8 protein-coding genes, 1 tRNA gene and 1 pseudogene are annotated in these 12,283 nt (G+C 47.0%); 3 read left to right on the top strand and 7 right to left on the bottom strand.

Annotated elements, in window-relative coordinates:
• Positions 1–38 precede the first annotated feature (38 nt).
• Positions 39–111 (top strand) — tRNA-Arg (locus AC2YIT_RS28840).
• Between the two features lie 625 nt (positions 112–736).
• On the opposite strand, the gene AC2YIT_RS28835 is transcribed toward AC2YIT_RS28840, so the two are convergent.
• The 4 genes and pseudogenes from AC2YIT_RS28835 to AC2YIT_RS28820 form a co-directional block, all read right to left on the bottom strand.
• A complete protein-coding gene (locus AC2YIT_RS28835; RefSeq protein ID WP_430844112.1) occupies positions 737–1,108 on the bottom strand; it encodes a hypothetical protein in 372 nt (123 codons plus the stop codon).
• Between the two features lie 8 nt (positions 1,109–1,116).
• Positions 1,117–2,553 carry a hypothetical protein gene (locus tag AC2YIT_RS28830; protein WP_430844114.1) on the bottom strand — a complete coding sequence of 479 codons (1,437 nt, stop codon included), beginning with the start codon at positions 2,551–2,553 and terminating at the stop codon, positions 1,117–1,119.
• Positions 2,554–2,641: 88 nt separating this feature from the next.
• The gene (locus AC2YIT_RS28825; RefSeq protein WP_487281471.1) at positions 2,642–3,223 is read right to left on the bottom strand and encodes a Crp/Fnr family transcriptional regulator; all 582 of its coding nucleotides are present in this window, start codon (positions 3,221–3,223) and stop codon (positions 2,642–2,644) included.
• An 889-nt stretch (positions 3,224–4,112) separates the two neighbouring features.
• Positions 4,113–5,301 (bottom strand): annotated as a pseudogene (locus AC2YIT_RS28820) (IS3 family transposase).
• Between the two features lie 357 nt (positions 5,302–5,658).
• On the opposite strand from AC2YIT_RS28820, the gene AC2YIT_RS28815 reads away from it, so the two are divergent.
• Together AC2YIT_RS28815 and AC2YIT_RS28810 are read left to right on the top strand one after the other, a co-directional pair.
• Positions 5,659–6,267, top strand: coding sequence for a gluconate 2-dehydrogenase subunit 3 family protein (locus AC2YIT_RS28815; protein ID WP_487281470.1), 609 nt, complete (start codon positions 5,659–5,661; stop codon positions 6,265–6,267).
• Between the two features lie 14 nt (positions 6,268–6,281).
• Positions 6,282–7,997, top strand: a complete 1,716-nt coding sequence (locus AC2YIT_RS28810) for a GMC oxidoreductase (RefSeq protein WP_487281469.1) — start codon at positions 6,282–6,284, stop codon at positions 7,995–7,997.
• 5 nt (positions 7,998–8,002) lie between these two features.
• Here the strand turns inward: AC2YIT_RS28810 and AC2YIT_RS28805 are convergent, their stop codons facing one another.
• From AC2YIT_RS28805 to AC2YIT_RS28795, 3 genes are all read right to left on the bottom strand, one after another.
• On the bottom strand, positions 8,003–8,854 hold the full coding sequence (locus AC2YIT_RS28805) for a DMT family transporter (RefSeq protein WP_487281468.1): 852 nt from the start codon (positions 8,852–8,854) through the stop codon (positions 8,003–8,005).
• Positions 8,855–8,859: 5 nt separating this feature from the next.
• Positions 8,860–11,025, bottom strand: a complete 2,166-nt coding sequence (locus tag AC2YIT_RS28800; protein WP_487281467.1) for a hypothetical protein — start codon at positions 11,023–11,025, stop codon at positions 8,860–8,862.
• 153 nt (positions 11,026–11,178) lie between these two features.
• Positions 11,179–12,126: a D-2-hydroxyacid dehydrogenase gene (locus AC2YIT_RS28795; protein WP_487281466.1), complete on the bottom strand. Its 948-nt coding sequence runs from the start codon at positions 12,124–12,126 to the stop codon at positions 11,179–11,181.
• Positions 12,127–12,283 lie beyond the last annotated feature (157 nt).

Here is a 12,283-nt window from a genome sequence, read left to right as displayed (position 1 = left end):
TTTTTTAAATAATTGAAAATCAATACATAAATATAAGTTTGTAGAAATCGGCAAAAATAGAGCATCTGACTACGGATCAGAAGGTTTGGGGTTCGAATCCCTACGAGACCACTTGATAATCAAGCACTTATGAGATAAAACTTGTGAGTGCTTTTTTTATTTGCAAACAATTTCACAAACATCCTTCTTGCTGAGTCCTTGGCTCTTCTTATCTTCTTTACTGATTGTTATTTGCGCTAAGCTATTGCCGCTGATTGTGGTTCAATTTAATCACTTTTTTGCTGACAAATAGTACCGTGTCGATAGTGCTGATCTTGGTTTTAGTCCCACGTCTAGCCACGCCTCAAATTTGCGTTCTAGAGAGACTTCTCGGTTGTGTGTGAGCCCTTCGCTGTTTTGCACGATAGGATGCTTTAGGCGTTGAATTTGAGTGTTTAATGAGTGCGTTAAGCTTCCTGTTGCACAACTATATGCTATAATACGTGATAGGTTAACTAGTTTTGGTTGTTTTTGCTCTATCTGGATTTTTCCGTTTGTTCATACGTGCTCTCTTTCACGCATAGAAGTTCTAACCCCTGAAAGGGGGTGTACCCAAACCTGTAAATACTGATGGGGGCTTGTTCAATAAGGGGTACTATTTTTTATCTATAAACTAGTTTTTTGTTGATATCGAAAAATCTCCTGCTAATTACTAGCAGAAGATTTTTCGATTGGCCACGTGAGTTTTCAACGTTGCTTAACTTCCTGAATATTTCTTATATGGCAACAGATAGAACGGGTTATGCCTGTTTTCCCAGTCCCGATACCATTTCCAAAAGTAGAGCGGATTACTTTTAAAAGTCCTATAAAGAATAGTATCTCCCGGATTTTCGGCTTTATACGCATTGAATTGGCGTAATAAATCATTGTACTGATGTTCAGGTGTTCCGCCTTCTAGGTAAGCTCCGGTTGTTGCAAAATCTCCACTCCCGCTGACGAACTGCGGGCTTTCACTCTTCATGGATTCAGTAGCAGTAACCATTCCGATAAATACACTTACAACGGGGACATTGGAAATCAGGATAATTCCAAACACTGCTGCCAAAATAAAGAAATTCCGCCTTTTCATTTTCGATTTTAGTTTGTTGAGGTAGGAGCTATCAAATTATCCCCCGTTTTGAGATTATACGGGCCATATGTCGAGGTATTAGTGTAAATATCTTGCCCTAGGGCTCCCGGCGTCATGCCCAACCCTAGTGGGCCAATTTCTCCCTTACCACTAGGCATTGGCACATACGGGTTCATGATGGCGGCTGCCACGCTGGTACAGTTCCTCTCCGTGATATGATACTCTGGCGTCCCTATATAAGCCACCTGATCATACACCTTTTGAGCTTGATCGGCGGTGAGGTTTGACGATACAGAAATGTCATAAGTCGAACCGCCATCATCGCCCCACGCGCCCGCTGAGTACAACAACAATCCTGCCTTCCATTCTTTTTGTACATAAAAACCAAAAACTAGTCGTTTTGTTTCTTTTGTTAACGAGTTGTATTGTTCCAAACCTAAGTACGTATGACCCGGCTTACGGTCAGGGAGGACTGTTTGAACCAATGCCTTGGTTTTTGCGATCGGTTGATCTATATAAATTGTCAACTTGTACTGAAATTTAGGATCTTTCGGCATTCCATCCGCGCCTATCCCAAATACATTCTTGAACCGCTGCGTCAAATTTGTAATCGGGACTTTAGGTCCGGCAAATACGTAATTTCCTTCATAGTCACTTAAGCTTATATCACCGGGCAGCATTGTCTCGCATCGGCAACTCGCACTGCCATAGGGAGAAGTTTGTCCAGGGAAATCTTCAACCCAATAGCATTTTGGATATGTAATTTCATACAGTTCGCAAAACGTACCATTGTGCGTATAATCCGTGCAATTTCCGTTGATACAGACTTTGTAATAGTAATCGGTACAAGTACCCCTCGTTTCCCAGACCTGATCACAGACTGTCCCGTTGCCTTTCCCGTTCCTAGCCTCCTGTAAGCGTAGCTGCTCTTCTCCATCGACACTCTTCAATAGCCCCGCAGGCATGCCGTCTTTGAATATAAATCCATTCAAGAGCCTTCCCTCCCAGTCCCTGACCGTCATTGCTCCTGTAAAAGTGGAAAGATCATTATTGACCGATTCTCCTCTGCTTAAATACTCAATGACTTTCGGTGTGTATCGATTAAAATCATCTTTAAAAATCCATAAGTAAGTATCTCTATTGGGAGATTGTCCGGCCTTATGATGTTCAATGGGAACAACCACTAACGGCTGCCCATTGGACATTTTGCTCATAAAAGCTCTTTCCCAAAAAGTCTTCCTCACTCTATTATTAGACAGCGATGCCTGACTATTTTTTAGGTAGTCATTTTCGAACCAATTTTTCGCAGTTGCGAGAGTAACCACTGAATCTGATTGAATATCGTTAACCAGCTGTTTGCCTCCACGAATGTCGTCTTCTTTACATGCCCAAAAGCTACAACTCAGTAAAGAAATTAAAATGTAGAACAAAGAAATCTTTTTCATAAGGGATTAATTTGAAGTTTGAAACTATTTCCGACTTCAAATCTCCAATCACTTACGATAGCATCCTTTGATAATTATCAAAATCGTGTCAACAAAATTGCCTGTTTTTGTATTTCGCCCGGATTCTGCTCAGGTGCTCTTGTGTAATGCCTAAATACGAAGCAACGTATGCGAGCTTTGTCCTTTGGAAAATATCTGGGAGTTGTTGAAGTAATCTTTCGTAACGTTCTTCCGCGGCGCAGAAAGCGTACAGCTTCATCCTTTCATCCAACAACAAATAATTGCTTGTTACCATTAATCGCCCAAGCCTCTCAACTATCGGAAAATTCTGGAAAACCGGTTCCAACTTTCTATATTGGAGGCTGAAAATTTCTGAATCCTCCAGTGTTTCGACGTTATAAATAGAGGGCGAGCCTGTGAATAAGCTATCAATAGCGCTGGCAATTCCCCCTTGTGCAGCAAACCAGGCAGTCACCTCCTTCCCATCCTTATAGTAAAACACGCGAGCTAGGCCGGATGCTAAAAAATGAAATTCATTACAAACTTCGCCATTAGAAAGGAGTGTGGTATTTTTACCAAGCTGGCGATGAACGGTAATTTTATTGATTGCTTCTTGAGTCTCCCGTGATAGATCGACTATGCCATTAAGATAGTTGATGAATGCATTCATGCGACAATTCAAATACCTGTTGTGTGTTTCTAAATTTGAAGAAAAAATATTATTAATATTTCTGAATTTCAGCAAGTTAAGGAGGGTGTGGGCTATGTTGACAATTCATAATCCCAGAACTAATTTCAACAATTTTTTGGCTTTTGCCAAATCGGCTTTTCGAAAAGACATCGATGACTAAGGCGACTTTAAGTTTTATCCAAGGGAGCTAACAAAATATCCGATGTTCAAATAATTACAGGCTCTTGTTTGGCTAAATCACTCTCCAGATTCAGGAAACAGATTGTTTGGGAAGCTTCGCTGCGGTATTTCAGGTTGTTTCTAAACCAGGTACGTAGGACGACCTAGGACAGGCTGAGAGGTAGACTCACTAAAAAATGCTACCAAATTCGCAGTGGTGTTTCTTCGAAAATCATTTTCGCTATCTGCTTCATTAAGAGTAAAGTTTTTGTTGAGGCAGGGATATGGTTACATTGAGCTATGTTTCCATTTAGACCAAATATTTTTGCGTTCTGAGGCATTTTTGAGTCTTGGAATGGTCTGTTCTCTATTAGGAAGGCATAAGGCGTTCTATGACGATAAAAAAATAGTTAGAAGATCTGTTCTTGATGAATTTTTCAGTGTCCTATCCCGCAACACACTTATTTGCTAGCGACAGGACAAAAAATTAGCGGAAGTTGGATTACTCGGGATACCCACGCTGGGTAGGACAATAAAATAGGTGGAAGGAGGAGTAAGTATGTGGGATCTTTTAGGACACGGCGTTATTTTTTCGTTTATAAATCCAGATCTGTAATTTAGATGCTCGACGTTGAGGGATGTATTAGGGGTATATAGGTGTATGGCACGCGTTTTGTTCTTGTTAGGCATTTTGTAAGTATCCCGTTTCTCAGACAGTCATTTGTTGGTGAATTTTCTTTTTCACCAGCGATTCCTTCCATTCAAATGGTGTCAAATTGCCCAGTCCTTCGTGTGGTCGTCGCTGGTTATATTCTTCAACCCATTCCGCTGTTAATTGCCTGACCTGATCCAAATCGAAGAACAAATAAGCGTCTAATACTGCTTCTCGGTACAGTCGGTTAAATCGTTCGATGTAGCCGTTTTGGGTCGGCTTACCAGGCTGTATATACCTGGTTTCAATCCCTTTCTCCTCACACCAGATCGTAAAATCTTTCGAGCGGCCCGCCGCAGCGGGTGAATTCCGACCCATTGTCCGATCGGATCGCTTTTGGGAAGCCTCTGCTTTCACCGATCCGATTTAGGGTTCGGATGATTCGCTTTGAAGAAAGTGAAGTATCCACGTCTATACCCAGAGCTTCCCGCGAGCAATCATCGATAATATTGAATCCGGGCCGCCGGTGCGGTGCGAAACTTGCGGTTGCCAATCAGACTATCACTCATGAAATCGACGCTCCAAACTTCGTTTATCTGCTCAGGCTGAATCAAAGGCTGCTTGATTCGATCAGGCAATCGCCGTTTTCCCTTTCGCCTCTTATTCAGCTTCAAAACTTGGTAAATGCGGTGAACTCGCTTATGAGCGCAGCGGCGCACCGCTCCACGGCTTACCCGATCTGCGCAGATAGGCAAACAGTTTTCTAAACCCGTATGAAGGGTGCTTAAATGCCAAGTCTTGAAGCGACTCAATTACCTCTGAATCATCTCTCTTACTGCTATAATAGTATTGAGAGCGAACAAGGCTAACGATTTTACAGGCTCTGCTCACAGCGATGTCGTGCTCGCGAACAATCTCCTCTGTCAATTCCCTTTTTGCGGCAGAGCCCAGCCTTTTTTTGCGAAAATCTCTTTCAAAATCTGATTATCAAGGCTCAGGTCGGCGAACATTTTTTTTAAGCGCGAGTTCTCTTCCTCTAAGTCCTTCAACCGTTTGACGTCAGATGCTTCCATGCCGCCGTACCGGCTTCGCTTCGGCGATCCGATTCCAATTATAAAAAATGGCTTCGGAAATGCCATGCTGCCGGCAAATCTCCTTAGTTGGGATGCCAGCTTCCTGCTGTTTGAGGATCGAAACGATGGCACGGGCCACCCCGCTGCGTCTCTGTGAATCTCGTCTTTTTCATCAGTTTAAAATTAAGGTTTAATCTCTAATTTCAAACTGCCTGCCGTTTCGGGACACTTACACATTAAAACCAGTAGGGCGAACTTATAAAAGATTGCAAGAACTTACGAGCAACTCTGGGCCAAATCACACCGGTGATTTTGGTGAGAGAAGTGGTGAAGTCAACTCCTTTTTACAGACATCTGAACTGTATTGAATATATATAATAAATTACATTACGTATCATTTGACACTTAATACCGACCGGAAGATTTAGAGGCGCCGGAGATAGGTAAACGCAACCGACTCAATGCTTTTAAACTCGTCGTTCTGACACTTATTGCAATCCAGCCATCTCTCTACCATCTTCAGCCAATCCATGAACAGAAGAACTGCTATTACCCATGTTGCGACGATGCTCGGTGGGGCATTGTCGGCCACGACTTTGTTAGCCATGAAGCGATGGGAAGGACACGAGTCGTCGGACGGTTTTCCATCGGAGTTTAACTTGACAGAAGGCCAGAAAATGATTGTGGCGGAAGTCGCTGAAATGATTATTCCGAAGACGAACACGCCCGGAGCAAAGGATGTGGGCGTCCCGGCTTTCATTGTGATGATGTTGCAGGATTGTTATAAAACGCCGGAGCACAGAAGTTTCGCAGCAGGATTGGATAACCTGGAAAAGAAGCAGTTTTTGAGCTTGAATGCGGAGCAAAAAATGGCGGCACTAAAGCAGATTGAAATGGATTCCGTCGATGAGATGAAGGCATACCAGGTACAGCAGACCAAAATGGGCGATAACGAAGACCGGGAACAAATGGCGATCCAGGCAAAGGGTCTGCCTTTCTGGCGCCTGATCAAAGAGCTCACTATGCTGGGGTATTTTACTTCCGAAGAAGGAATTAAATCGTCATTTGAATATGTGCCGATTCCCGGAAAGCTCGAAATGATTAAAATGAAGCCCAACCAGAAATCTTTCGCATACTAATCTCCCGTCTCACCATGAACTTAAATTTAAAATCGGATAAAGCACATACGTTCGACGCGATCGTGGTTGGTTCGGGAATGACCGGCGGTATGGCGGCAAAGGAGCTGACGCAAAGAGGTTTGCAGGTACTCATGATCGAGCGAGGGCGCGAAGTGAAGCACATTGACGACTACGACACAGCCATGAAAGGCCCGTGGGAATTCGAGCATAGGGGAAAGGTTCCGATCCATTCTGCCGAGGAATATTGGGCAAACAACCGTTTCGGGACTTTGGCCAATGAAGAAACCGGTCCGTTTTTTACCGACGATAAAAAGAACCCGTATATAGAGAAACGGCCATTCGACTGGATCAGGGCATATCACACGGGCGGAAAATCCATGCATTGGGGCCGGCAGTCGTACCGGATGAACAAAAAGGATTTTGAAGCGAATGCCAGAGAAGGCATCGCGATCGACTGGCCGATCCGGTATGAAGATCTTGAACCTTGGTACACGCACGTCGAGAAATTTGTGGGGATCAGTGGGCAGGCCGAAGGCTGGGAGGTATTGCCGGACGGTCATTATCTGCCTGCTATGCCTATGAGCGCTCCGGAGCGGTATTTCAGAGAGACGATGATGAAGAAACTGAACCGCCCCGTTACGATCGGACGCGTCGCCAACCTTACAAAACCGCAGCCCTGGCATACGGATCTCGGGCGTGCGTCGTGTCAGTATCGCAGCAAATGCGCCAGGGGATGCCCGTACGGTGGTTATTACAGCTCGTTGTCGGGCTCCATACCGGCTGCGAGGAAGACCAACAGGTTGACGGTTCTTCACGATACCATCGCCAGTGAGATCATTTACGACGAAAAAACGCAGAAGGCCAAAGGGGTGCGGGTGATTAATCAGCATACGATGGCCGTAGAAGAGTTTTTTGCAAAAATCGTATTCCTGAATGCGGGGTCGATGAACTCGGCGGCACTGCTGCTGAACTCGAAGTCCAGCCGTTTTCCAACCGGATTGGGCAACGACAGCGATCAGGTAGGCAGAAATATCATGGACCATCACCTGGGTGTGGGCGCGAATGCGACGGTCGAAGGATTTGAAAACGACTATATTTTTGGTCAGAGGCCCAATGCGTTGTACATACCGCGTTTCCGAAACTGGGGAACGGATAAAAAGGACTTCCTGCGTGGATACGGGTATCAGGGAGGCGCGAGCAAGTCGGATTGGAAACGGGGTATCACGATGAATGGCTTCGGCGCCAGTTTTAAGGAGGATATGTCACGTCCTGGCACGTGGACGATGGGGTTTGGCGGTTTTGGGGAGATATTGCCTGATCCGTCGAACCGGATGTTTCTTGATAAAGACAAGAAAGACAAATGGGGTATTCCAATAATCGTTTTCGACGCTGCTTTTGGTGAAAACGAATTGGCGATGCGGAAAGATATGATGGCGTCGGCAGTGGAAATGCTGGAAGTAGCCGGTTTCAAAAACGTTGCCGGGTTCAACCGGCAGGACACGCACCCGGGGCTGGGCATCCACGACATGGGAACCGCACGCATGGGCAAAGATCCCAAAACTTCGGTTCTGAACAAGTTCAATCAGGTGCACGCCTGCAAGAATGTATTCGTAACCGACGGAGCGGCGATGGTGTCTTCCTCTTGCGTGAACCCGTCCATTACTTATATGGCCATGACAGCAAGGGCAGCTGACCATGCTGTGAGGGAATTAAAGAGGCAGAATCTGTAAATGGATCAGGCCCGGTTTCTTCCCAAAATTACGAGTGCAATACCTCCAAGGATCGCAACAGATGCAATCGCGAGGTTGAACGTTACATGTTCTCCCAGAATGAAAACGGCGGCGGCCGAGGCAATCACGGGAACGGTCAGTTGTACGGATGCGGCCTGCGCGGCTTTGAGCGAGGGTAATATGCTGTACCAGATCGCGTAGCCCACACCGGAGGAAATACTGCCGGATAGGATCGCGAAAAATGCCCCTTGAGAATCAATAGCGCTGGCTAATGGAAGGAAAAGCAATGAAAGGGGCGCCGCTTTGAGAAAATTACCGGCGGTCGCTGTAAGCGGGTCGCCCTGCTTTCGTCCGAGCAGCGAATATACGCCCCAGGCCATTCCGGCAATGGCCATGAGTAAGGCGCTGAATGGATTGGGTGCGTGGATTCCGGGTGCAACGAGGATTACCAGCCCTCCAAAGGCAGTTAGTAAGCCTGTCCATTGTATAATGCGTAGTCGCTCGCCCTGGTAGAGGCCGGTGATAATCATCGTTGCCTGCACGGAGCCGAAGAGGAGCAAGGCCCCGGTTCCTGTGGGTAGATTTACATAGGCGAACGAAAATGCTACGGCATAGGTCAGAAGGCTGAGGGCTCCCTGCCAGGAGCCGGCGTTGCGAAGTTTGCCTTTGCGGAGCAGGACTATCGAACAGAGCGTCACCGCGCCGGCTAATAGACGGATAATCGTGAACGTTGCCGGGTCCGTAGAGGTCTGGTTAAGCGCGATCCTGCATAGTAATGAGTTGGCCGCAAACGCTGCCATTGCCAGTGCTACTTGCAGAATAATCCGTACGGTTATCGATCGGGCAGCCTGGGTCATTTTGCTTAAAAAGGATATTTCTCGCAACTGGTCTTTTTCAGCGCTATCAAATGCAGCGCCTCGCTCGAATAAATGCGGGCAATGTTGCCTTTGGGAATGAACGAGTCGATGAGCGTCGGGTCGTCGGAGAGGATGTACTCGTAGCAGAACTTTTTCTGCGCATTTTTCAATGGGGCGAGTTCCTTCATATAACGGATATAGTCCATTTGGCCCGGGCGCCGCACGTCGTTATCGGTGGCGCTCCAGAAATGATAGTAACCCACATTTCTGCGGAACATAACGCCCACGTTGCGATCGGCCGGGATGTGGGGGCGGAGTATTTTAAAGCTGAGGTAATTGTCAGGGTTGCTCAGGAAGTAAGCCCGGTCGCGGTTCATGGAAAGGATGTTGGAAGTGCGGTCGTGATCGTAGTAGCCTGCTTTTTCCAGCAATGCAAACACTTTGGTTCTTTCTGCATAATCCGGCCATCTTTTCAATGGATGGCAGTTGTCTTTACCCGGAAATTCGTAGTAATCGCTCAGGTATTTTTCGTAAATTTCCCCTACTTCGGCGCTGCTTTCACAAATCGCGATAGGAATATGCCCTAATGCTTTTCGTGTTACAAAATTGATGGAAATAAGTTCCTTACTAGGGTTGCCATACACGAATGGCAAGGAGGAAATCAGCAGTGGGATGATCAGGTAAATCGCTTTCCAGCGGAATTTCAGCGAGTACACGCAGGCGATCATGACCGCGCCCATGGCGAACAGCGGCATTTGCGTGCGCGTGCTCCAGAGCTGGAATTTCATTAACGTACAAAACAGCAGGAAACCAAGTGCCGAGCAGGTCCAGAACCATTTAATGTCCCGGTTCAATGGCAGGAATAGCAGGAGAATTCCCGCGCCGACGATCAGCCAGAAATGGATCGTGTTCGGGATCATATCCTCATGCACCGAGTATTTAACAGAAAACGGATCGATACTCAGATCGGGGTCGTCGATATTGACACCTATGGTTTCATGAAATGCCCTGATCTGTTTGTCCACGGCCTGATTGAAGCTCGTGATGGGCAAGCCGATGTTTAGCCCGGCGTTTTTAATCACATTGGATAAGGTGTAAACAGCGGAATGCTTTTTGGCAGGCAGTTCCTCGGAGGCGAACGGCGTATTTTGCAACGGGCTCATCACATGCCCGAAAAGCGCGTAGTTCCGGTAAAAGAAGGGAGAATAGGTAATGATCATCAATGCAAGCGCTGCGCCTAACACTTTCATTGCGTATGCGAAGCGGTATTGCACCAGAATGCGGACGCCGAAATAGATCGCAAACGGTATGGCGAAGATCAGAATGGTATATTTTGAAAACCCGCCGAATGCCAGCGATTGCATCATCGCTACCAGGGCCAGCGCAGATTTCTTTTCCAGTAACTCAAAACCGAAATACACGAATGCAATGAAGAAGAAGCACCCGCAAAGGTCGACTTGCGTGCTGGTACTTTCGAAAATGCCGATAGGCAGAGTGAGGAAGCAGATCGATGCCAGCAGCTGCCCGTCTTTGGCGAGGCCGAATTTTTTGGCAATCAGACTAATCCCGCATATCGAGCCGATGAATGCACCGAACTGGATCAGGCCGGAGAACTGATCGGAGCCTGACAGCAGCACGGTATCCAGCACAATATATTCTGCAAATACATTGAGGTACAGCTGCTGCAAATGCATGGTGGGGAAGTGATCGAGGTTACCATTATAGACCCAGATCAGGATCCGGTTCAAATGGTACATGTGGGAGTCAAAGTTGTTCGGGGCGGCATATATCGCCAGGAACAGCAATGGCAGTATATAGAGCAGCGCTACGGCTATGAGCACTATTTTATGGGTTGTTCCAAACCCTGTCAGGCGAAATGCGCCTTTTAACGCGCCCAGTTTTTTCAGGTCGATTTTTCCAGACCGGTGAAGGTAATAAACCAGTCCGGACACTCCCAATACCTCTGTTACCCAGAAAACCAGCGCCGAGGTGGTGTTAATGGCGTTGAAGAACGAGGCTATCTCGTTGTAAATGAATACAATGCCTGCGTTGGTGATCAGCGACAGGATGAACGACCGGCGTAGGTTGGTATAAACGCCCGTTTCAGTGGAGCGCAGGAAAAAGATTGCAAAAATACAGACAAACGAAATCAGGAGTAAACAAATACCCATAGGAAGTGTCAACGAACTGGAAAACATCAGGGCCGGGCTCCGGAGCAGCACGTGCGTCGGAGCCAGATTTAGCGGTGCAAAGGTACGCGATTATTCGGGTCCGGGACAGGATTTGTTAGTGTACGCGCATGATAGGCGTTTTTTGTGCCTCTTTCAGGAAACCACATTGCGCTGGCTTCCCGATTGAAAATCTTCCAGATTGCCGGCGACCATTTGAAGTAGTCGCTGTCGCGCTTCGAATGTCGCCCAGGCGACGTGCGGCGTAATCACGCAATTCGGCGTTGACAGCAATGGATTATCGGCCTTCGGCGGTTCTACCGAAAGAACGTCCAGCCCGGCAGCTGCGATAACGCCATTTTTGAGTGCATCGGAAAGATCTTGTTCGTGAATGAGTGGTCCGCGACCGGTGTTGAGGACAATCGCACCCGGTTTCATTTTTGCAAGGCTTTCCCGGTTGATAATCTCTCTTGTTTCCTCTGTAAGCGGGCAATGGAGGCTGATAACGTCGCTCCGCCGGAATATTTCATCGAGTGAAACCATTTCTACGCCTTCCGTCGGCACGGGGTGTTTCCGGTATGCGATCACTTTCATCCCGAAAGCCGCGGCAATCCTGGCGACCTGCGAGCCGATATCCCCGAGGCCGATCAATCCCATGGTTTTACCGGCCAGCTCATGCAGGGGCGTTTTCCAGTAACAGAAATCAGCGGAGGCCGCCCAATCACCGGCAAATACACTTTGGCTGTGCGTCTCCACGCGGTTCACGATCGCCAGCAGCAATGCGAATGTCTGCTGTGCCACAGAGGCCGGTCCGTAGGCTTTTACATTGGTGACTGTAATACCCTGTTTTCTGGCTGCCTCAATGTCGATATTGTTGAAACCCGTTGCCATTACGCCGATATATCGGGCTTTGGGCAATTGCGCAAGCGTGTCGCCGGAAAGTACCACCTTATTGACGAGCAGTATCTCGGCATCCTTGGCCCGTTCCACAATCTCCTCCTTCACCGAACGGTCATAAATGGTCACATTACCCAGCTTTTCAATAGGCGCCCAATCCTGGTCACCGGGGTTCAGAGTATATCCGTCGAGAATTACGATGTTCATGAATTTGTAGTTAAATGTTTTTCCAAAATGATACGTGCACGGACCTGCCAAGTACTACGAATGCTTTGTTGTAGGCTCAAACTTTGAAATTACATGAATTCTATTTTGAAATTACATAGAATCTATTTTGAAATTGCATAAAAAAGCCCTTCCGAAA

Source organism: Dyadobacter sp. SRI_021 (genome assembly GCF_057586235.1).
This window is presented reverse-complemented; position numbering and strand designations above follow the sequence as displayed.

Bases quoted from the DNA above. Each gene is read 5' to 3' on its own strand.
- AC2YIT_RS28835 (WP_430844112.1), bottom strand. From the start codon at position 1,108: ATGAAAAGGCGGAATTTCTTTATTTTGGCAGCAGTGTTTGGAATTATC.
- AC2YIT_RS28830 (WP_430844114.1), bottom strand. From the start codon at position 2,553: ATGAAAAAGATTTCTTTGTTCTACATTTTAATTTCTTTACTGAGTTGT.
- AC2YIT_RS28825 (WP_487281471.1), bottom strand. From the start codon at position 3,223: ATGAATGCATTCATCAACTATCTTAATGGCATAGTCGATCTATCACGG.
- AC2YIT_RS28815 (WP_487281470.1), top strand. From the start codon at position 5,659: ATGAACAGAAGAACTGCTATTACCCATGTTGCGACGATGCTCGGTGGG.
- AC2YIT_RS28810 (WP_487281469.1), top strand. From the start codon at position 6,282: ATGAACTTAAATTTAAAATCGGATAAAGCACATACGTTCGACGCGATC.
- AC2YIT_RS28805 (WP_487281468.1), bottom strand. From the start codon at position 8,854: ATGACCCAGGCTGCCCGATCGATAACCGTACGGATTATTCTGCAAGTA.
- AC2YIT_RS28800 (WP_487281467.1), bottom strand. From the start codon at position 11,025: ATGGGTATTTGTTTACTCCTGATTTCGTTTGTCTGTATTTTTGCAATC.
- AC2YIT_RS28795 (WP_487281466.1), bottom strand. From the start codon at position 12,126: ATGAACATCGTAATTCTCGACGGATATACTCTGAACCCCGGTGACCAG.